Here is a 20,733-nt window from a genome sequence, read left to right as displayed (position 1 = left end):
GCTGGCCGCCCCTTTTCGGAGCCACTGCATGACCGCCGTCGCCAAGTCCGTCGCCGCCGAGTCCGAGACGCCGGCGGGCCGCCTCGCCGCCGTGCTCCCGGGCATCGACGCGCTTGTAAGGGAAGCGTCGGAGGCGGTCCGCGCGCGCGTCCTGAAGAACGGCAAGATCGACTCCGCGACCTTCGACCGCGAGCAGCGCGCGACCCACGGCCTCGCCTGGCTCGCCACCTACCGCATGGCGTTGCGCGAGCTTCACAGCTGGAGCGAGCGGCTCGCCCAGGAGGGCAAGTACGGCGCGATCGAAGAGGCGATCCTGCGCGTCGGCGCGGCCGAGTACGTCGCGCAGATCATCGGCGGCATTCCGATGAACCAGGGCGAGATCGTCCGGGCGGCCGACCTCTACCTCGCGCCCGGCCGCCCGGCCGAGCTGCTGGGCGACGCCGCCTCCGACCTGATCGCCGACGGCGGTTCGGCCGAGGCGCGCGCCGAACTCGCCGATCTCGTGCGCAAGGCGGACGGCCGCTACGGCTTCGGCGACCCGGCCCTCGACGAGACGCTGGTGCAGTTCCGCGACGAGATGCATCGTTTCGCGGAGGCCGAGGTCGCGCCTTACGCTCACGCCTGGCATCTCGCGAACAGCTATATCCCGCTCGAGACCATCCAGAAGATGTCCGAGCTCGGCGTGTTCGGCCTCACCATTCCGGAGGAGTATGGCGGGCTCGGCCTCGGCAAGGAGGCGATGTGCGTCGTCTCCGAGGAGCTTTCCCGCGCCTATATCGGCGTCGGCTCGCTCGGCACCCGGTCGGAGATCGCGGCCGAGCTGATCATGGGCGGCGGCACCGAGGAGCAGAAGGCGCATTTCCTGCCGAAGCTCGCCGACGGCTCCATTTTGCCGACCGCGGTGTTCACCGAGCCGAACACCGGCTCCGACCTCGCGAGCCTCAAGACGCGCGCGAGCCGCGACGGCGACGTCTACAAGGTCAACGGCGCGAAGACCTGGATCACCCATCCGGTCCGGGCCGACCTCATGACCCTGCTCGTGCGCACCGATCCGAACGAGCCGGGCCATCGCGGCCTCTCGATGCTGCTGGCGGAGAAGCCGCGCGGCACCGACGGCGACCCGTTCCCGGCACAGGGCATGTCCGGCGGCGAGATCGAGGTGCTCGGCTATCGCGGCATGAAGGAATACGAGATCGCCTTCGACGGCTTCGAGGTGCCGGCGGCGAACCTGCTCGGCGCGGTCGAGGGCGAAGGCTTCAAGCAGCTCATGAAGACCTTCGAGAGCGCGCGCATCCAGACCGCGGCCCGCGCGGTCGGCGTGGCGCAGTCGGCGCTGGACATCGGCCTGCGCTACGCCGAGGAGCGCGTGCAGTTCAAGCGGCCGATCGCGGACTTTCCGCGCGTCGCCGACAAGCTCGCCATGATGGCGGCCGAGGTGCAGATCGCGCGGCAGATCACCTATTTCGCCGCGCGCGAGAAGGACAAGGATCACCGCTGCGATCTCGAGGCCGGCATGGCCAAGCTGCTCGGCGCCCGCGTCGCCTGGGCCGCGGCCGACAACGCGCTGCAGATCCACGGCGGCAACGGCTTCGCGCTCGAGTACCAGATCTCCCGCGTGCTCTGCGACGCCCGCATCCTCAACATCTTCGAGGGCGCCGCGGAAATTCAGGCGCAGGTCATCGCCCGCCGCCTGCTGGAGCAGGCCGCCTGAGCCTTCGGTTCAGGAGCGATCCAGAGCCTTTTCACATGCTCTGTTTTCACATGCTCTGAAGGCGTGGACGGCGTCCGCGCCTTCTCTCCATGACGGCGCGCCCGTTGCGCAAGGGGGGCGAGCCGGCTAGATAGCGTCCAGCATCAGGAGTTGGGGCGACGCCCAACGCCAACCTGCCGTTCCGGGCAAGGTGGCGCTTCCCTGCGAGGGGAAGGATGCGGCCGAGACCGGCAACGAAACGGGATCACGCCGCAGGACCAGCGTCCCTCTCCTTCAGAAGGACGTTTGGCGATGCCGATCAAGATTCCCGACGATCTTCCCGCCTTCCGCACGCTTGAGGCCGAAGGCGTCGTGGTGATGCGCGAGACCGACGCGATCCGTCAGGACATTCGGCCGCTGCGCATCGGGCTGCTCAACCTGATGCCCGACAAGATCAGCGCCGAGACCCAGATCGCCCGGCTTATCGGCGCGACGCCCCTGCAGGTGGAGCTGACGCTCGTCCGTCTGTCGAGCCACGCGCCGCGCAACGCCGCCGCGGACCACATGTCGGCGTTCTACCGCGCCTTCGACGAGGTCGAGGACGAGCGCTTCGACGGCTTCATCGTCACCGGGGCGCCCGTGGAGCGCATGCCGTTCGCGGAGGTCCGCTACTGGGACGAGTTGCGCCGGATCTTCGACTGGACGCAGGGCCACGCGCATCGGACGCTCACGATCTGCTGGGGCGCGCAGGCCGCGCTGCACCATTTCCACGGCACGCCGAAGCACGAGCTGCCGGTCAAGGCCTCGGGCGTCTACCGGCAGCGCGTCGTCGCGCCGAACTCGCCGTACCTCAACGGCGTGTCGGACGACTTCGCCATCCCGGTTTCGCGCTGGACCGAGGTGCGGCGCGCCGATCTGGCCAAAGGGCTGACGGTGCTGGCCGAGAGCGACGAGACCGGGCTCTGCCTCGTCGAGGACGCGGACCGCGGGATGCTGCACGCGTTCAACCACGCCGAATACGACGCCGCGACGCTGGCGAGGGAGTATTTCCGCGACGCGGCGCTCGGCCCCACGCCTTTGCCCGCGAACTACTTTCCCGACGACGATCCCGCGCGCACGCCGCCGAACACGTGGCGCAGCCACGCGCACCTGCTGTTCGGCAACTGGGTCAACGCGATCTACCAGACCGCGCCCTACGACATCCGCGAGGTCGGCCGGCGCGCCGCCTGACCGCCTGCCGCCCAAGCGTTAACCGGACGTAACTTGCGAGGTCCGGCGGCCGGGTCTACGGCTCGAAGTCGCCACGGCGACGCCTCGTCGCCGGACCGCCCCAGCCGACCGCAAGGCCCCGCAGGGACGATGGGACGCCTGGATCGCATCCGGGCGTCGAGGCGGGCGTCACGACCCGGCCCCCCGGTCCGGCGCCGCCCGCGCACGGAGCGCATGGCCGATGTTTCGTTCCTTCTTCCCCAACCCCGTCCGACTGTTCTTTCTCTCGGCCTGGCTCTGGGGCGCCTTCGCGATCGCAGTCTGGTATCTCGGCGGTTCGGACTGGGGCAGGGCGCTCGGTCTCGCCTACCCGGCGCCGGACGCCCTGCCTGTGACCGGGCCCGAGACGTTCGTCTCCGGACCGTTCCTATGGTTCTATCTCTACTACGCTGCGACCGTCGCGATCTTCGCCGGCGCCTGGATGACGCTGAGGCCGCATCCCTGGCAGCACTGGTCGATCCTCGGCACCGCGCTGGTGATCTTCGTCACCTACTTCCAGGTTCAGGTCAGCGTGGCGATCAACGTCTGGCGCGGGCCGTTCTTCGACGTGATCCAGGCCGCGCTCGCAAAATCCCGCCCGGTCGACATCGGCGAGATCTATGGCGGCGTGCTGGAGTTCCTCGGCATCGCGATGGTGGCTGTCGTCGTCTACGTGCTGTTCCGGTTCTTCGCCAGCCACTACGTCTTCCGGTGGCGGACGGCGATGAACGACTTCTACATGGCGCACTGGTCGACGCTGCGCGGGGTCGAAGGCGCGGCCCAGCGCGTGCAGGAGGACACCATGCGGTTCTCCAGCCAGATGGAGACGCTCGGGGTCAGCCTCATCGAGGCGGTGATGACGCTGATCGCGTTCCTGCCGGTGCTACTCGCGCTGTCGTCCCATGTGTCGGAGCTGCCGATCGTCGGGGCGATCCCGCATCCGCTGGTCGCCTTCGCGATCTGCTGGGCGGCCTTCGGCACCGGGCTGCTCGCGCTCGTCGGCGTCAAGCTGCCCGGCCTCGAGTTCCGCAACCAGCGCGTGGAGGCGGCGCTGCGCAAGGAGCTGGTCTATGGCGAGGACCACGCCGACCGGGCGCAGCCGCCGACGGTCTCTAGCCTGTTCGGCAACGTGCGGAAAAACTACTTCAACCTCTACTTCCACTACATGTACTTCAACATCGCGCGCAGCCTTTACCTGCAGGTGGACAACGTCATCCTCTACCTTGCGCTGGCGCCAAGCCTTGTCGCGGGCCGGCTGACGCTCGGCCTGTTCGAGCAGATTTCCGGCGCCTTCGGCGAGGTCAGCTCGTCGTTCCAGTATCTCGTGAACTCGTGGCCGCAGATCGTCGAGCTGCTGTCGATCTACAAGCGGCTTCGCGGTTTCGAAGCCGTGATCTATGGCGCGCCGCCGCCCGCGCAGGACCTCGAGGCGCCCGAGGCGGAGGTCGACGCCATAGGCGTGAGGGCATGAGTTTCGAGCCCGCCGCCATATCACGGACGGCGGGTTTCACCGGCGCAGATCATCCAGGCCGTGGATCGGCGGCTGCAACGGCAGCCAGTGCGGGATGCGGCCAAGCGCGAGCCAGTAAGGCCGCCACAGCGCGCGCCATCGCGCCGGCGCGATGACGGGGCAGTTCCAGTTGACCGGAGGCGGGACGAGCGCGTGGTCCGCCTGCGAGGCGAGCCATCGCTCCGCGGCGATCCATATCTCGGGCGCGACCTCGGTGTTGCCCGGGCCCTTGATCTCGACCAGGCTGACGGTCGGGCGGCGATAGGGACGACCCACGCTCAGCGTCGCCACCCGGACACCGCCGCGACGGAGGCTCCAAAGCTCCTCGCTTCCGCGCCGTACGTCGGGGCCGTAGCCGCGCAGGCAGTTTCGCATCGCCGCCGCTTCCTCGGAGATATCCTGCGCGGTCACGAGCGGCGTCAGCTCCAGGTCGAGGATGCGGCCGCCGTCAAGCCGAGGCGCCAAGACGCCGTCCGCGAGATGGAGGTGGAGATCGATCGAGCTGCGCCATGCGATGGCCTGTTCGAGCGCGGCCTTCGCCTGCGCGCGCGGCGTCCAGCGGGACTCGACAAGCCCGCCCGCCTCCGTGTCGGCGCGGCTGGAGAAGAAGGCATGAAGAGCGAGCAGGCGAACGGGCGCGGCGTCGTGTTTCGCCGTCAACGCCTGCGACTTGCGGGCCACCCAGACCGTGAACGTGTCGTCGCCGCAGCGTGCCGCCTCTGCGATGAGCCGGAGCCAGCGGTCTGCCCGCCAGGGCGACGCCGGCAGGGCGTTGGCGATCCGCCGGCGAAACGCGGGGCTGTCGGGCAGACCGCTGACGTCGGCCGCAGCGAAAGCTTCCGGCGGCAGGCGGCGCGCCCACATCGGCGCTCCGACTGAGGCGGCGACGAACCGCAGCGACGCGCCCCGCTCGACGAGCGCGATCGCCGATTCGGCGTCGAACCGGCGGCCGGGCGCGGCGAGCAGCGCGAGCAGGCCGGGGTAGCTCAAGGCGAGATCCGCCAGCCGCGGCGAACGCCGGGCGAGCCTGCGTACGGAGGCGCCACGCGCGCCGGGGAAGCGCGCCAACGCGCGATCCGTCGGCGACGGCGCGGCAGGACGGGGCGCGCGCCGGGCGATGGCGCGCGAAAGCAGGGCGAACATTGCGGAACATCCTGACGCGCCGGAGCGTGGCTTCGGCTGCGGTCGACCGACGATGGGACGAAAGGCTGCCGGCGGGGTCGCCGACGGTCTGGGCCTCAGAGGCCCTTGAGCCTCAGGGGCAGGCGATGATCAAAACGCATCTGCTCGCCTCCCTATGCGGCGTGGATGTCAGGACGTGGCCTCTTAGAGAATTTCGCGCCGCGTTTCAACGGCGATGCTCCCCCGCGACCTCCGTCGGCCTCGCGCGGCGGCCGGATGCGCGCTATGTCCTCGACATGATCGACAGCGCTCGCCCCGCTGGGACGGGGCCGGGCAGGACCTCGCTCCCTTCGCTCCTGATCCTCGCGGCGGCGCTCGCGCTGAGCCTTGCCGCCTCCCTGCTGGGCTCCGCCGCCACGACACCGAACCTGCCGTGGTACGCCGGGCTGGCGAAGCCGCCGTTCAACCCGCCGAACGCGGCCTTTCCGATCGCCTGGACGATCCTCTACGCGCTGATGGCGGTCGCGCTCTGGCGCGTCGCGACCGCCGCCGCCGGACCGGATCGGCGCCGCGCGCTGGTCGCCTACGGCGCGCAATACGTTCTCAACGTGGCGTGGTCCTTCGCTTTCTTCGCGGCGCAAAGCCCGGCGCTCGGCCTCGCGGTCATCGGCGCGCTGCTGCTGGCGATCGCCTGGACGATCGCGCGCTTCCGCCGCGTCGACCGGCTCGCGGCGGCGCTGCTGTGGCCCTATCTCGCCTGGGTCGGCTTCGCGGCTGCGTTGAACGCCGCGATTCTCGCCCTCAACTCGTGACGGGAAACCCGATGTCCGACTTTCTGTCCGTTTACGCGGTGCCGCTCGCCATCGGCGCGGTGGCGGTCGCGTTGATCCTCGGCCTCGTCAACATGGCGCGCGGCGGCAGCGCCAACCGCTCCCAGCAGCTGATGCGCTGGCGCGTGGGCCTGCAGTTCGTGGCGATCGTCGTCATCATGATCACCGTCTGGGTTATGGGGTCGTGAAGCCGTGGTGAAGCTGAACAAGATCTACACCCGCACCGGCGACGACGGCACCACGGGGCTCGCGTCCGGCGGGCGCCGCCCCAAGCACGACCTGCGCGTCGAAGCCTACGGAGCCGTCGACGAAACCAACGCCGTGATCGGCCTCGCCCGCCTTCACGCCGCGCCGGAGCTCGACGCGGTTCTGTCGCGCATCCAGAACGAGCTGTTCGATCTCGGGGCCGACCTCGCCACGCCGGACACGGGCGAAGACCTCGGCTACGAGCCGCTGCGGATCGTCCAGAGCCAGGTCGAGCGGCTGGAGACCGACATAGACGCAGCCAACGCCGCGCTCGCGCCGCTGAAATCCTTCGTGCTGCCGGCCGGCGCGCCGCTCTCCGCCCACCTTCATCTCGCGCGCACCGTCGCCCGGCGTGCGGAGCGCCTGATGACGGCGCTGGCGGAACGCGAGGTTGTGTCCAGGCCGGCGCTCGCCTACGTCAACCGGCTGTCGGACTATCTGTTCGTCGCGGCGCGTGTGGCGAATCTCGCACAGGGCGACGTGCTCTGGGCGCCCGGAAAGACACGCTGACGGCGCAATCGGCCGACCGTGGGACCGCCCGCGCTTGCGGGGAGCGACCCCTCGTCCATACTTCCACGCTGCGGACGGCGCGGCGGCGTCCGCGCTCCAGCCACGGTCGAGACGCTCATGTTCGTCCCCATCATGGACGACGCCCCGGTCCGAAGCATTCGGCACGCCTATGTCAATGACGGCTTCATCATCGTCTCGACGCTGATTTACGTCGTGTTCCAGTCCGGCCTGGTGATCGACGCCAACCAGCAGGCGGTGCTGTCCTTCGGGCTTATTCCGAGCGTGCTGTTCGGCGACGCGGTGCTGCCGGCCGGCTTCGAGATCGCGCCGGCCTGGACGACCCTCGGGTCGTCGTTGTTCCTGCATGGCGGCTGGCTGCATCTGATCGGAAACCTGTTGTTCCTCTGGGTGTTCGGCGACAACGTCGAGGACGATCTCGGCCATGTCCGCTACGCGCTGTTCATGCTGCTGTGCGGCGTCGGGGGTGGGATCGCGCACGCCGTGACCGCGGCCAATGTCGACGCTCCGCTGGTGGGGGCCTCAGGCGTCGTGGCCGGCGTGGTCGCGGCCTATGTCATGCTGCATCCGCAGGTGAAGGTCTGGGTGCTGGTGTTCTACCGGCTGCCGCTGCGGCTGCGCGCGTTCTGGATCATCGGCGCCTGGGCGGTGTTCCAGGCCGGCAACGCCCTGCTGTCCGGAAGCGAACAGGTCGCCTGGTGGGCGCATGTGGGCGGCTTTCTGACCGGCGCCGTGCTCGTCGTCGCGCTGAAGCGGCCGGAAGTGCCGCTGTTCGACCGCGATCTCGTCGCTCGGGTCGAGGCGCGGTCCGCGCCTTCGGAAGGTCCGATCTGACGGGCCGGCGCTTGTCCCTGGCCCGTCATAAAAACGTGTTGGCGGAAAGGGCCGTTCGTTCGGCCGATCAGGCCACCTTCGCCGGCCGGAACGGCACCACGACGGCGTTCAGGGCCGCGGCGCCGGGAGCGTCGTCGTCCCGAAAGCCTTCGAGGTGACCGGATTCCACGACGGCGTCGATCGCCCGGCGCAGGTCGGCCGGCGTGCTGACCTCCTCGCCCAGATCGGCGGCGATCGTCGCCGCGGCGCCGATCAGCGCCGCAAAAACCACACGCGGATCTTCGCCGCAGCGCTGGAGCGTGCGGGCGAGGCGAAGCACGACTGCATTCACATCATCGTTCGACATCGCAAAGACTCATGAACAGTGGCTGGTCGGCGGTCGACCGAGCCCTTCGGTCGCTTTCGAAAATCATCGGAGGCTTTGAAAAAGCCTGCGAATCAGGACCTTGAAGCAAGCTTGCCGGCCAGACCGCGCCGAAATGAGACGCGATTGCGGCGAAGTTGAGCCAAAGAATTCGAACAGATCACAGCGTCGCGATGCTCGGCGGATCCGCCGCCGCCTGCAGTCGCGCCGCAGCAAGCCGGGCGAACCGGATCGTCACGGCCTTGCGCCGCGCCCCGCTCAGACTGTGGACCGGCGCCTCGCGCAACACCGCGGCGCCGTAGCCGTCCGCCGCGATCAGCCCGACGTCCGCCGGGATCATCTCCTGCGGAAAACCGCGGTCGACCGCAAAATAAAGCCGGTCGCAAAAGGCGCGGTACTCCGGCCATTTGCGGTCGGTGCGAAAGTCCTGCGGGCCCGACTTGATCTCCACGATCACGATCTCGCCCGCACGGCCGACCGCCATCACGTCCGCTCTCCGACCCGACCGCAGCGGCGTCTCCAGCAGACAGCCGTAACCGGCGTCCCGGAGATGCCGGCAGACGCCCCGGGCGATCGTCGCCGCAACGCCGGAAAGCGAGATCCGGATCGCTGGCGCGATGTCGTCAAAACCCGCATCCGAGTCGGGGAGGGAGTGCATGTTCTCCATACGTTCTATAGTGGCACGACGCGGCGGCATTGCAAGAACCTTTTCGGCGCGGGGCGGGGGCCTGGGAGGACGCGCGGCGTGAGGCGAGATGACGCGGGCGCCGAAAGCGCTAGTATGCGCTGGCCACACGCGCCGGAGCCCGCCCCCCATGTCCAACGACCGCCGGACGTCGATCCTCGCCGAACTCGAGCGCAAGGCGCTCTGGCTCGCCACATGGACGATCCACAACGCGAACCATCTGCGTCCCTCGGACGGGCTGAAGGTCGGCGGCCACCAGGCATCCTCGGCGTCGCTCGCGACCATCATGACGGCGCTCTACTTCGCGGCGTTGCGGCCCGAGGATCGGGTGGCGGTGAAACCGCATGCGAGCCCGGTGTTCCACGCGATCCAATACCTGTTCGGGAACCAGACCCGCGAGAAGCTGGAGGCGTTCCGCGCCTTCGGCGGCGCGCAGTCCTATCCCTCGCGGACCAAGGACGTGGACGACGTCGACCTCTCCACCGGCTCCGTTGGCCTCGGCGCGGCGGCCACCGTCTTCGCCTCGCTCACCCAGGACTACCTGCGCGCCAAAGGCCTCGGGACGGAGCGGCCGGAAGGCCGGATGATCGCGCTCGTCGGCGACGCGGAGCTGGACGAAGGCAACGTGTTTGAGTGCCTGCTGGAGGGCTGGAAGCACGGCCTGCGGAACTGCTGGTGGATCATCGACTACAACCGGCAGAGCCTCGACGCCGTCGTGCGCGAGGGGCTCTACGAGCGCATCTCGGCGCTGTTCGCGGGTCTCGGCTGGGACGTCGTCGTGCTGAAGTACGGCCGGCTGCTCGAGGACGCTTTCCGGGAGCCGGGCGGCGAAAGGCTGCGGGACTGGATCGACCGCTGCCCGAACCAGCTGTTCTCGGCGCTGTCGTTTCAGGGCGGTGCCGCCTGGCGCAAGCGCCTGCTCGACGAGATCGGCGATCAGGGCGCGGTCACGAAGCTGATCGAGCGCCGCTCGGACGACGAACTCGCCGCGCTGATGACGAACCTCGCCGGCCACGACCTGCCGACGCTCCTGGACGCCTTCGAGCGGATCGACCACGACCGCCCGGTCTGCTTCCTCGCATACACGATCAAGGGCCACGGCCTGCCGCTCGCGGGCCACAAGGACAACCATGCCGGGCTGATGACGCCGGCGCAGATGGAGGCTTTCCGTCGCGCGTCGAACGTCCGCGAGGGCCACGAGTGGGACCGCTTCGAAGGGCTTTCGACTCCGCCGGAGGAGCTGGAGGCCTTCCTGAAGGCGGTTCCCTTCGTGGCGAGGGGCCGCCGTCGCTACGCTGGCGCGAAGCTGCCGGCGCCCGAACGGCTCGAAGCCGACATTCCGGCCGAGACCTCGACCCAGGCCGCCTTCGGCCGTCTGCTCGACGGTCTGGCGAAGGGCCAGACGGCGCTCGCCGACCGCATCGTCACCACCTCGCCCGACGTCACCGTATCCACCAATCTCGGGCCGTGGGTGAACCGGCGGGGCCTTTTCGCGCGCGAGAGCATAAAGGATCTGTTCCGCGAGGAGCGGATCGCCTCGGCGCAGAAATGGGAGTTCGGGCCGAAGGGGCAGCATCTCGAGCTCGGCATCGCCGAGATGAACCTGTTCCTCGCGCTCGGCGCGATGGGGCTGTCGCATTCGCTGTTCGGCGAGCGGCTGATCCCGGTGGGCACGCTCTACGACCCCTTCATCGCCCGCGGCCTCGATGCGCTGATCTACGCCTGCTACCAGGACGCCCGCTTCATCCTGGCGGCGACGCCTTCCGGCGTGACGCTGGCGCCGGAGGGCGGCGCCCACCAATCGATCGCGACGCCGCTGATCGGCCTCGCGCAGGACGGGCTGGCGAGCTTCGAGCCGGCCTACGCCGACGAACTCGCCGCGATCCTCGCCTTCGCCTTCGACTACGTGCAGCGCGACGGCAAGTCCGGCGTCGCGGACTGGGAGCGCGAGGAGACCGGCGGCTCGGTGTACCTCCGGCTCTCCACCCGCATGCTTGAGCAGCCGCAGCGCGCGATGACGCCGGAGCTCGCGGGCGAGATCGTCGACGGCGCCTACTGGTGGCGCGAGCCGGGGCCGAACTGCGAGGTGGTGATCGCCTATCAGGGCGCGGTCGCGAAGGAGGCGATCGAGGCCGTGGGGCTGATCGCCGGCGACCGCCGCGACGTCGGCCTGCTCGCCGTCACCTCCGCCGACCGGCTGATGGCGGGCTGGACCGCGGCGCACCGGGCCCGGGAACGCGGCGTCGCCCACGCCTCGTCGCTGGTCGAGCGGCTGCTGGGGCGGCTGCCCCGGCACTGCGCGATCGTGACCGTGATCGACGGCCATCCGGCGACGCTCGGCTGGCTTGGCTCGGTCTGCGGCCATCGCGTCCGCGCGCTCGGCGTCGAGCATTTCGGCCAGACCGGCACGATCGCCGACCTCTACCGGCATTTCGGCATCGACGCCCAGGGCGTCGTGCGCGCCGCCGAGGGACTCGCGCCCGGCCGGCCGATCCGCCATCTCACGGCGCTGGGGTGACTCGAGCGCGGGCCGCGCGGCCCGCGTAAAGCCTCAGCCGGCGATCGACCAGGGCAGGGGCTCTTCGCCGCGGAACACGACGACCTCGTCGTCCTCCACCGGCACCGCCGCGAGCGCCCGACCGGGCCGGCGCACCAGCGTGATCGTCCCGGCGTTCGGCGCGAGCCCATGGAACGCGGCGCCGTTGAGCGAGGCGAAGGCCTCGAACCGGTCGAGCGCGTTCTCCTCGTCGAACACCTGGGCGTAGGTCTGCAGCGCGGTCGCGCCCACGAAGACGCCGGCGCAGCCGCAGGCGGCCTCCTTGGCGTTTCGGAGGTGCGGCGCGGTGTCGGTGCCGATGAAGAAGCAGGCGTCGCCGGAGGTCACCGCCGCGCGCAGCGCCAGCCGATGCCGTTCGCGCTTGGCGACCGGAAGACAATAGTAGTGCGGCCGCAAGCCCCCCTGGAACAGCGAGGTGCGGTTCAGCACGAGGTGATGCGGGGTGACGGTGCCGGCGACGCGCGGCGCGTGGGCGCGGACGATTTCGACCGTCTCGGCGGTGGTGACGTGCTCGATCGTGACCTTGAGCCCCTCATGCCGCTTCAGCAGCGGCAGCAGGCTCTGCTCCATGAACACGGCCTCGCGGTCGAAGATGTCGACGCTCGGGTCGGTGCTTTCGCCGTGGATCAGCACCGGCATGCCGATGCGCTCCATCCGCTCCAGCACCGGCGCCAGCGCGACGAGGTCGCGGACGCCGCCATGGGAGTTCGTGGTGGCGCCGGCGGGATAGAGCTTGGCCGCGACCCAGACCTTTTCGGCGAAGCCTTTCTCGATCTCGTCGGGGTCGGTCGCGTCGGTGAGGTAGCAGGTCATCAGCGGCGTGAAGCCGGCGCCGGTCGGCATGGCGGCGAGGATGCGCTCGCGATAGGCCGCGGCCGCGGCGACCGTCGTCACCGGCGGCACGAGGTTCGGCATGATGATCCCGCGCGCGAATTGCGCCGCGGTGAAGGGCGCGACCGCCCTCAGCATGGCGCCGTCGCGCAGGTGGATGTGCCAGTCGTCAGGCCTGCGGATGGTGACCGCGGGGACGTCCTTCGGCGCGGCGTCGTCGAACAGCTCGGTCATGCCCATCGCGCGACCTCCCGTCAGTTCGCGAAGCGGAAGTGCAGCACGTCGCCGTCGGCCACGACGTAGTCCTTGCCTTCGAGCCGCATCTTGCCGGCGTCCTTCGCGCCCGCCTCTCCCTTCAGCGCGACGTAGTCGTCATAGGCGATGGTCTCGGAGCGTATGAAGCCCTTCTCGAAATCCGAATGGATCACGCCCGCGGCCTGGGGCGCCTTGGTGCCGCGCTCGATCGTCCAGGCGCGGGTCTCCTTCGGGCCGACCGTGAAATAGGTGACGAGTCCGAGCAACTGGTAGCCGGCGTTGATCAGACGGTCGAGCCCGGCCTCATGCAGGCCGAGCGCGTCGAGATACTCGGCGCGCTCCTCTTCGGCGAGCACGGCGATCTCGCTCTCGATCCGCGCGGAGATGACGACGGAGACCGCGCCTTCCGCCTTCGCCCGCTCCTCGACCTTAGCCGAGTAGGCGTTGCCGTCGACCGCCGAGCCCTCGTCCACGTTCGCCACGTAGAGCACGGGCTTCGAGGTCAGCAGGTTCAGCGCGTCGAAGGCCGGCCGCTCGTCCTCGGAGATCTTGGCGAGGCGCGCCGGCTTGCCGTCGCGCAGCAGCGGCAGCACGCGGTTGACGAGCTCGAGCTGCTCCTTCGCCTCCTTGTCGTTTCCGCGCGCGCGCTTCTCGAGCCCGACCACCCGCTTCTCGAGGCTTTCGAGGTCGGCGATCATCAGCTCGGTCTCGACCGTGTCCGCGTCCGAGAGCGGATCGATCCGGCCCTCCACATGGGTGATGTCGTCGTCCTCGAAGCAGCGCAGCACATAGGCGATGGCGTCGACCTCGCGGATATGGGCGAGGAACTGGTTGCCGAGGCCCTCGCCCTTGGAGGCGCCGCGCACCAGCCCTGCGATGTCCACGAAGGTCAGCCGCGTCGGAATGATCTCCTTCGAGCCCGCGATCGCGGCCAGCGCGTCGAGCCGCGGATCGGGCACCGCGACCTCGCCCACGTTGGGCTCGATGGTGCAGAACGGGTAATTTGCGGCCTGGGCGGCGGCGGTCTGCGTCAGCGCGTTGAAGAGGGTCGACTTGCCGACGTTCGGCAGGCCGACGATGCCGCATTTGAAGCCCATGGGATCGGATCGCTCGTCGGTTCGTGATGTGGCCGGCTGTCTAGCACGCCGGAGGAGCTAGCCGCGAGCCCCGCCGACCTTCGCGACCTCGCCGAAGCCAGCGGCCTCCATGCGCAGGTGCACCTTGTTCTGGAAGCTCGCGTCCTCACCCTTCGCCAGCAGCTCGGCCGCGTCGGCGACGGCTTCGGTCAGCGCGTCGACCCAGGGCGTCTCGGACTTGGCGAAGTCGTTCAGCACGTAAGAATGCACCAGCGCCTTGTCGCCGGGATGGCCGATGCCGAGGCGCGCGCGTCGGTAGTCGTTGCCCATATGGGCGGTGATGGACCGAAGGCCGTTGTGGCCGGCGTTCCCGCCGCCGGTCTTCACCCGCAGCTTGCCCGGCGCGAGGTCGAGCTCGTCGTGCAGCGCCACGATGTCGGAGACGGGGATCTTGAAGAACCGCGCGGCTTCGGCGACCGAGCGGCCGCTCTCGTTCATATAGGTGCGCGGCTTCAGCAGCAGCGCCTTGACGCCGCCGATCGCGCCTTCCGCGGCGTCGCCCTGGAAACGCGCCCGCCACGGGCCGAAGCCGTGGCGGGACGCGATCCGGTCGACGGCCATGAAGCCGATATTGTGCCGGTTCTTCTCGTATTTCGGCCCCGGATTGCCGAGGCCGACCAGGAGCAGCATGGTCCGGTCGCTCCCGCTCGTCCGAGATCAGTCCTCGGACTTCGTCTCGTCCGCGGCGGCCTCGCCCTCGGCGTCCGGCGTCTCGCCGGCGTCCTCGGCGGCCTTCTCGGCCTCGATCTCGGCCTGCTCCTCAGCCTGCTCCTCGGCGACGACGGTCGGCGCGGCGATGGTCGCGATCGTCAGCTCGTCGAGGTTTTCGGCCGAGAACTCGACGCCCTTCGGCAGCTTCACCGCGCTGGCGTGCACGATGTCGCCGATCTCAAGGCCCTTGAGGTCGATCTCGATCGCGGACGGGATGTCGTCGACGCCCGCCTTCACGTGCACGGTGTGCAGCACGACGTTGAGCACGCCGCCGCGCTTCAGGCCGGGGGCCTCGTCCTCGTTGAGGAAGTGCACCGGAACCTCGACGTCGACCACCGAGGAGGCGGTGACGCGGAAGAAGTCCACATGCAGCAGGGTGTCGGACACCACGTCGCGCTGGTAGTCGCGCGGGATCGCGCGCTCTCTGCCCTTGCCGGTGTCGATCTCGAACACCGTGGTCTTGAAGCCGCCGGCGTGCAGCAGCTTGAACAGTTCGTGCCCGTTGAGCGAAATGCTCACGGGCGCCTTCTTGTCGCCGTAGATCACGGCGGGAATCTTGCCTTCACGGCGAAGCGCGCGGGCGGCCCCCTTACCGGCCTTCTCGCGCAACTCGGCCTTCAGCGGCTTGGTCGCGGACATCTCGGATTCTCCAAATGAAACGGCCGCCCGATACGGACGGCCTTCCGCGGCGAACCCCTCCAGGGGTGTGGGACGCCGCGCGCCCAGGCGACTAGCAGAAACCGCCGCCAAGAGCAATCCGAGGCCGCAATCCGAGAGCCCGCGATCCGAGGGCTGTCGTTCCGGCCGCCGCCGGCGACCCGCGCGTTCACGCGTCGTCGTCATCGGAGCGCGGCGCGCGCGCCAGCGCCTGCCGGAACGCCGCCAACCTCTCCTCCAGCTCCGGGGTCCGGTCCGCGAGGCAGGCCCCGCCGCGCACGCCGACGCAGGTCCTGGCCCGCCGGCACGGCTTCAGCCCGCAGCCCCGCCACAGGCCCAGCGCGTCCGACAGGTTTTGGCGCAACCCCCGCGCCTCGCGCCCGCCCGGAAGCCGCCGCCGCGGCTGCGGCCCGGCCGGGACCTGCGGCGCCGGTGCGGGCGGGGACTCCGCCGCGATCGCCGCCGCGAATTCCGGCCCCATGCCGTTCGCCTCCGCGATCGCGACGGCCTCGTCCGCGGGCGCTGGCGCCGGCACGACGCGCTTAGGGCCCCGGGCGAGGCCGAACGGCGCCGGCCGGAAGTGGGGTATGGGGCCAACCTCGTAAGCCATCGACTTGAGCCCTCCTGCGGGCCGCGCGGACAGGGGTAAGCGCGTGATGGGGCATGACGGCGTGTTTCACCGTTCAAACAGTCGCGCCTCAGCGCGCCGGCGGACCATCTCCGCGGCGTCGCAAGGCGTTTTTTCTCGGAACGCGTGAACGCGGACATCTCAGGAGACAGGGGCGCCGGGCCACCGTTCATCCGTAGTCTTCGGAAAACCGGTCGCCCGGCGCCCCCGCACGGCGTTTTCGCGACGGTCGCATGCCTGCTCTCCGGCGGCGAACGCGGGGAACTCCGAAAAGCTCCGAAGCGTCCGTCCGCCTTAAGGCGCCTCTGTCTAGGCGCGGCCCCGTCATAATGCAGGGCGGGCGGCTTTTCGCGAGGTTCGGACAAGACCGGGGCGAACCCCGGCGTCCGACAACCTGCGCTGCGACCGACGTCCCGGGACGCGGGCCGCCGGAAAGGCCCACGGCGCAGGCGCCGCCCTCCCCCCACGCGGACGACCGGTTCCGGCCACGCCTCCTGATGGGAGAAGGTGAGGGAAGCGTGACGGGATTTTAGGCGCGTGTCAAGAAAAAAATCCTATAGACCAGTACGCAGGGCTTGATATGGGCCGAGTCATTTCGGAGCCCCGCTGACGACGCATTAGTTATCGTCAGCCTTTCCTTGGACCAGATTCAGATAGGGTCGATAAATAAAGGGGACCCAATAAGAAGGTGCACTGCGGGAGCCTCTCTCTTCGAAGAAGCCTATATCTTTAAGACGGGAGGCAATAGTTCTTGCTTGTGTTACATCAACATTCCAGAGCTTTGAAAGCGACAACACTGTATGTTCAGTTTTTTCTGTTTTAAGGGCTTCAATGTATTTTTTAAGATCAGGGTATTCAGAATACAAGACTTTCACTATTCGGTATTCCGATAATTCGGGTAACGCTTGCTTGAAGGTGGCACGGTCAAACAGCCAAGTTCCATCTGGCTCGCTTTCTCCGCGCTCCAGGATTTGCGCTTGTTTTTCAACAAGGTTGTTCAAGAAAAATATGATCTCTCTAGGAGCGTTCTGGCCAGTGCCATCTGCCGTACGCTTAATAAGCCAGTCAAATGTGCTGGACTGTTTTTCCCCGACCTCGACTTGGTCCGGGAACATCTTTAAAAACAAATCTTGCTGTAGGTCTGAAGAACCAAGGATCTTATCCTTGTCTATGTCGTAAAATTTGATAACGGAATCGTTCCCCAGCACCCGACGAATGATTAGATTCTTAAGACTATTTTTATCCCATTTTATTCGGAGGTCTCGAGAAAGATGAGTTGCTTCGCGAAAGCCTGAGTCAGAAATTCGCTCCCATATGTCGGTACGCAGGAATATCTTAAGTATCAGGTTATTGCAGCTCCTAAGATCTCTATAGGCGCGAAAAAGTGCCCGAAGCGCATTTCGCTCAAGGTCGGAGGCCTCGTCAAATGCAACATCTAATCGATCTAATAATATCCAAATTTTATGATCAGCCTCCTGTAGTACAGACTCGGCCATGTTAAAAAGCTCACTGGCTGATACTTTCCCGCTTTTGGCATCTTCTTCGCCGAGCTCCTCGAATATTATTCGTCCAGAAAACCCTGTTATCGTCCCTGTTGCTTCGCCGACGCTTACCGATCCTTCGAATGCGGATGGGTTCCCCATCTTTTTTATGTACGACTGAACAAATTTTAATATCGATCCAAGTGTCGAGGTCTCGCTTAGGAGCAAATTACTCTCTTGCATTATGCTTATGAATTTTTTTGCAATCTTTGAATTAAAATCATTTTGGTTGACCGCGCGTGCAATCAAAGTCAAAAAGTACAGCTTCCAAATATTCGTAAACTCACGCTCTGAGGCTGGTGGGTCGAGAGCGATTGCCTTGAATGCTGGGTCTCCTCGAACATTTTCGGCGGGCACAAGTATGATCTTGTTCTTAGTGAGATATTCCTTGTTGTCTTGAACAAGTAGATATAATGCACTCTTCCCCGAGCCCTTCGGGCCGTATATGATGTCAATTTCGTTTCTTAGAATTTTTCTCCATGTATTTGTTTCGACGAAATAGGATCGAAGGACATCTCGTTCCTCCTCAGCTATCTGGTTTCCAAAGCTTATATCTTGTAAAACTTCAAGTTTATTCATATTCTTGCGTCTCTGTGTTGTTGTTTTGTGGTCGCTAAGGGTGGAGAACGCTTTGTTCCAAAAGGTGGTTTATGCGGGATGCGGCCCAGGCGCATGAATCAAGAAGCGGCATTATGTAATCAATCGTCTTTATCCGAAAGATGCGCCCGCCTTAAGCTGTAACCGAACATGCTGGACGAAGCGCGGGGAGCAGGAGGCTCAGTTGGGGGACGTCGCATTCCGTCAAGCGCAGGCGAGATTGCGAATCCTAGAAAGCTTAAGGGAGGCATGCGGTACTGTCTTCCAGAGTTTTGGCTGTCGCCCGTGCAGCCTGCATCGTCATGCCCGGTAGGAGCCGGGCATGACGATGGTGGCCGTGTAAGGCGCGCTGGCGCCGTCCCGACCGTCAAAGAGGGTGCGCCGCGTGGCAGTCCGCCCTACGCGTCTAACAATCCACGCCGCTGTCGCAGGATAGTACGGCCGCGGGCGGCCCGGATCACGCGCTGGTCAGCCGCCAGGCCGCGGCGGCGGCGATCGCGGCGGGGACGGCGAACACGACCAGCAGGATCGGGAGCTCCTGCGTGACCGTGTAGCCGGCTTTCGTCACGCCGACCCACATGTTGACGAGCGAAATCACCAGCCAGACGGGGATGAAGACCTTCAGGGCGGCGCCCACGCCGGCGACGTCGCCGCCCCAGAGCTTTCCGAACAGCGCGAAGGTCGAGAGCGTCAGGCAGCCGCCGACGATGACGAGCAGCATGTGCATGGATGGCGCGCCTCCCTTCAAAAATCCGTCCGGAAACTATGCGCCGCCGCCGCGCCGCCGTCATGCCCGGTCGTCATGCCGGCTCCTGCGGGCGTCCACGACCTGGACCGAGGGGCGCTAGGGCCCAGGGCCGTCGTGGACGCCCGGCTTCGGCGGGCCTGACCGCCCCGTTCCGGATGGTCCCGGCCGGCTGACGGGAGCCGGCCGGCCGCGCCTCATTTGGTGGTGTAGCCGCCGTTGACCAGGATGGTCTGCCCGGTCATCCACCAGCCGTCCGAGACCAGGAAGCGGATGTAGGGGACGATGTCCTCGATGTCGGTGAGGCCGGTCTTCGAGAACCTCGACAGCGCGGCCGCCGTCTTGTGGTAGGCGACGGCGTCCTCGCCCTCGGCGGGGTAGAAGAACGGGGTGTCCATCGGGCCGGGGCCGATCGCGGTCACCGAGACGCCGCGCTCGCCGAACTCCTTCGAAGCGGCGCGCGTAAAATGCTCCACCGGCGCCTTGGTGCCGGCGTAGGCGGCGTAGAACGGCGTGTAGGCGCCGAGCAGCGACGTCACCAGCGTGCAGATCTTGCCGTTGTCGTTGACGTGCTTTCCGGCCTCCTTGAGGAAGAAGAACGCCGCCTTCGCGTTGACGGCGGTCATCTCGTCATATTCGGCCTCGCTGATCTCGACGATCGGCTTCTTCAGCACCTTGCCGACCGTGTTGATCGCGATGTCGGGGCGGCCCACGGCCGCGACGGCGTCCGCGAACAGCTTCTCCACGGCGCCCGCCGTGGTGAGGTCGGCCTGAAACGCGACCGCTTCGGCGCCCGCGGACTTGACGGCGGCGACGGTCGCGTCCGCCTCGGCCTTCGAGCCGGCGCTGTTGTAGTGGATGGCGACCGCTTTGGCGCCGTGTTCGGCGAGGTCCCGGGCGATCAGGCCGCCCAGGTTCTTCGCGCCGCCCGCTATGATGACGGTTTTGCCTTTGATGCTGTGGTCGGCCATCGCTTCGCTCCTGCAAGACGCGTCCGCCGCTGCGGCCGCGTGGGGAAAGCTACCGTGTGAATTTCGTGGATAAAGATGCTACTTCTGACAACACCTGACCGAAACGCCGAACAATCGGACCGCCCGCGATCATGGACCGGATCGAGCTTTTCCGCATCTTCGCGCGCGTCGTCGAGTGTTCGAGCTTCACGCGCGCGGCGGATTCGCTCGGCGTTCCCCGCTCCTCGGCCTCGGCCGCGGTGCAGGAGCTCGAGGCGCGCGTAGGGACCCAGCTGCTGCGCCGGACCACGCGAAGGGTGTCGGCCACGCAGGACGGCGCCGCCTTCTACGAGCGCTGCGTGCGGCTGATCGCCGACGTCGAGGAGACGGAAGGGCTGTTCCGCCAGAGCGCGTCGCATCCGTCGGGAAAGGTGCGGATCAACGTTCCGGGCCGCATCGGCCGGCTGATCATCGCTCCGGCCCTGCCCACCCTGCTCGACCAGTATCCCGACATCGACGTCGATCTCGGCGTGACCGACCGGGCGGTCGACCTCGTCCAGGACGGCGTGGATTGCGTCCTCCGCGTGGGCGCGATCGGCGACACCGGCCTGATCGCGCGCCAGATCGGGGAGCTGGAGCTGATCAACGTCGCGAGCCCGGCCTATCTGAAGCGCCATGGCGTGCCTCTGGCTCCCGAGGATCTGTCGGACCACCTCGCCGTCAACTACGCCTCGCCTTCGAGCGGGCGCGTCGAGGACTGGGAATGGTCGCGGGACGGCGCCGTCCATGCGACCGCCATGCGGAGCCGCGTCTCCGTCAACAACGCCGAAGCCTACATCGCCTGCTGCCTCGCCGGGCTCGGCCTGATCCAGATCCCGGCCTACGACGTGAGGTCGCACATCGCCGCGGGCGAGCTGGTGGAGGTGCTGCCGAAGCACCGCGCGGCGCCGATGCCGATGGCGCTGCTGTACCATCACCGGCAGCACCTCTCGCGCCGGCTTCAGGTCTTCGCGGACTGGCTCGAACGACTGCTCAAGACCGCGGTGAGCGCCTGACGGGAGCCGGACC

At 67.5% G+C, this 20,733-nt stretch carries 20 protein-coding genes and 1 riboswitch; of the genes, 9 read left to right on the top strand and 11 right to left on the bottom strand.

What is annotated here, in order from left to right; translation table 11 throughout:
• Window positions 1-28: 28 nt before the first annotated feature.
• From ACFSCV_RS11490 to sbmA, 3 genes are all read left to right on the top strand, one after another.
• A complete protein-coding gene (locus tag ACFSCV_RS11490; RefSeq protein ID WP_378799722.1) occupies window positions 29-1,711 on the top strand; it encodes an acyl-CoA dehydrogenase family protein in 1,683 nt (560 codons plus the stop codon).
• 135 nt (window positions 1,712-1,846) lie between these two features.
• Window positions 1,847-1,959: riboswitch (SAM-I-IV-variant riboswitch) on the top strand.
• 43 nt (window positions 1,960-2,002) lie between these two features.
• A complete protein-coding gene (locus ACFSCV_RS11485) occupies window positions 2,003-2,920 on the top strand; it encodes a homoserine O-succinyltransferase (RefSeq protein WP_378799721.1) in 918 nt (305 codons plus the stop codon).
• Between the two features lie 220 nt (window positions 2,921-3,140).
• The gene (gene sbmA, locus ACFSCV_RS11480) at window positions 3,141-4,409 is read left to right on the top strand and encodes a peptide antibiotic transporter SbmA (RefSeq protein WP_378799720.1); all 1,269 of its coding nucleotides are present in this window, start codon (window positions 3,141-3,143) and stop codon (window positions 4,407-4,409) included.
• Between the two features lie 36 nt (window positions 4,410-4,445).
• Here the strand turns inward: sbmA and ACFSCV_RS11475 are convergent, their stop codons facing one another.
• Entirely contained in the window at window positions 4,446-5,591 is a 1,146-nt protein-coding gene (locus ACFSCV_RS11475) for a serine/threonine-protein kinase (RefSeq protein ID WP_378799719.1), read from the bottom strand.
• A gap of 275 nt (window positions 5,592-5,866) precedes the next feature.
• Here ACFSCV_RS11475 and ACFSCV_RS11470 point away from each other — a divergent pair, with 275 nt between their 5' ends.
• The 4 genes from ACFSCV_RS11470 (at window position 5,867) to ACFSCV_RS11455 (ending at window position 8,008) form a co-directional block, all read left to right on the top strand.
• Window positions 5,867-6,382 (top strand): TspO/MBR family protein, encoded by a 516-nt coding sequence (locus tag ACFSCV_RS11470; protein ID WP_378799718.1) that lies wholly within the window; start codon window positions 5,867-5,869, stop codon window positions 6,380-6,382.
• Window positions 6,383-6,393: 11 nt separating this feature from the next.
• Window positions 6,394-6,588, top strand: coding sequence for a twin transmembrane helix small protein (locus ACFSCV_RS11465; RefSeq protein ID WP_378799717.1), 195 nt, complete (start codon window positions 6,394-6,396; stop codon window positions 6,586-6,588).
• A gap of 4 nt (window positions 6,589-6,592) precedes the next feature.
• Window positions 6,593-7,156 carry a cob(I)yrinic acid a,c-diamide adenosyltransferase gene (locus ACFSCV_RS11460; RefSeq protein ID WP_378799716.1) on the top strand — a complete coding sequence of 188 codons (564 nt, stop codon included), beginning with the start codon at window positions 6,593-6,595 and terminating at the stop codon, window positions 7,154-7,156.
• A 117-nt stretch (window positions 7,157-7,273) separates the two neighbouring features.
• The gene (locus tag ACFSCV_RS11455) at window positions 7,274-8,008 is read left to right on the top strand and encodes a rhomboid family intramembrane serine protease (RefSeq protein ID WP_378799715.1); all 735 of its coding nucleotides are present in this window, start codon (window positions 7,274-7,276) and stop codon (window positions 8,006-8,008) included.
• Between the two features lie 67 nt (window positions 8,009-8,075).
• On the opposite strand, the gene ACFSCV_RS11450 is transcribed toward ACFSCV_RS11455, so the two are convergent.
• Window positions 8,076-8,354, bottom strand: coding sequence for a hypothetical protein (locus ACFSCV_RS11450; protein ID WP_378799714.1), 279 nt, complete (start codon window positions 8,352-8,354; stop codon window positions 8,076-8,078).
• Window positions 8,355-8,532: 178 nt separating this feature from the next.
• Window positions 8,533-9,030, bottom strand: a complete 498-nt coding sequence (locus ACFSCV_RS11445) for an MmcB family DNA repair protein (protein WP_378799713.1) — start codon at window positions 9,028-9,030, stop codon at window positions 8,533-8,535.
• Window positions 9,031-9,187: 157 nt separating this feature from the next.
• Here ACFSCV_RS11445 and ACFSCV_RS11440 point away from each other — a divergent pair, with 157 nt between their 5' ends.
• On the top strand, window positions 9,188-11,575 hold the full coding sequence (locus tag ACFSCV_RS11440; RefSeq protein WP_378799712.1) for a transketolase: 2,388 nt from the start codon (window positions 9,188-9,190) through the stop codon (window positions 11,573-11,575).
• Between the two features lie 33 nt (window positions 11,576-11,608).
• Here ACFSCV_RS11440 and pyrC read toward each other — a convergent pair whose 3' ends face one another.
• The 8 genes from pyrC to ACFSCV_RS11400 form a co-directional block, all read right to left on the bottom strand.
• Window positions 11,609-12,685 carry a dihydroorotase gene (gene pyrC / locus ACFSCV_RS11435; RefSeq protein ID WP_378799711.1) on the bottom strand — a complete coding sequence of 359 codons (1,077 nt, stop codon included), beginning with the start codon at window positions 12,683-12,685 and terminating at the stop codon, window positions 11,609-11,611.
• Window positions 12,686-12,699: 14 nt separating this feature from the next.
• Window positions 12,700-13,797, bottom strand: a complete 1,098-nt coding sequence (gene ychF / locus ACFSCV_RS11430) for a redox-regulated ATPase YchF (RefSeq protein ID WP_378799710.1) — start codon at window positions 13,795-13,797, stop codon at window positions 12,700-12,702.
• Window positions 13,798-13,854: 57 nt separating this feature from the next.
• Complete coding sequence (gene pth, locus ACFSCV_RS11425; RefSeq protein ID WP_378799709.1) at window positions 13,855-14,466, bottom strand: aminoacyl-tRNA hydrolase; 612 nt, start codon at window positions 14,464-14,466, stop codon at window positions 13,855-13,857.
• 27 nt (window positions 14,467-14,493) lie between these two features.
• The gene (locus ACFSCV_RS11420) at window positions 14,494-15,186 is read right to left on the bottom strand and encodes a 50S ribosomal protein L25/general stress protein Ctc (protein WP_378799708.1); all 693 of its coding nucleotides are present in this window, start codon (window positions 15,184-15,186) and stop codon (window positions 14,494-14,496) included.
• Between the two features lie 187 nt (window positions 15,187-15,373).
• The gene (locus tag ACFSCV_RS11415) at window positions 15,374-15,814 is read right to left on the bottom strand and encodes a hypothetical protein (protein ID WP_378799707.1); all 441 of its coding nucleotides are present in this window, start codon (window positions 15,812-15,814) and stop codon (window positions 15,374-15,376) included.
• 635 nt (window positions 15,815-16,449) lie between these two features.
• Window positions 16,450-17,952: a P-loop ATPase, Sll1717 family gene (locus ACFSCV_RS11410; protein ID WP_378799706.1), complete on the bottom strand. Its 1,503-nt coding sequence runs from the start codon at window positions 17,950-17,952 to the stop codon at window positions 16,450-16,452.
• A 475-nt stretch (window positions 17,953-18,427) separates the two neighbouring features.
• A complete protein-coding gene (locus tag ACFSCV_RS11405; RefSeq protein ID WP_378799705.1) occupies window positions 18,428-18,697 on the bottom strand; it encodes a hypothetical protein in 270 nt (89 codons plus the stop codon).
• 215 nt (window positions 18,698-18,912) lie between these two features.
• Window positions 18,913-19,686, bottom strand: a complete 774-nt coding sequence (locus ACFSCV_RS11400; protein WP_378799704.1) for an SDR family oxidoreductase — start codon at window positions 19,684-19,686, stop codon at window positions 18,913-18,915.
• A 131-nt stretch (window positions 19,687-19,817) separates the two neighbouring features.
• On the opposite strand from ACFSCV_RS11400, the gene ACFSCV_RS11395 reads away from it, so the two are divergent.
• Window positions 19,818-20,720 (top strand): LysR family transcriptional regulator, encoded by a 903-nt coding sequence (locus tag ACFSCV_RS11395; RefSeq protein WP_378799703.1) that lies wholly within the window; start codon window positions 19,818-19,820, stop codon window positions 20,718-20,720.
• The last annotated feature ends 13 nt before the right edge of the window (window positions 20,721-20,733 follow it).

Origin of the sequence: Methylopila henanensis, assembly GCF_042681025.1 — a bacterium.
Lineage (GTDB): Bacteria > Pseudomonadota > Alphaproteobacteria > Rhizobiales > Methylopilaceae > Methylopila > Methylopila henanensis.
Note: the sequence above shows the minus strand (reverse complement) of the source record. Positions and strands in the feature narration are given on the sequence as shown.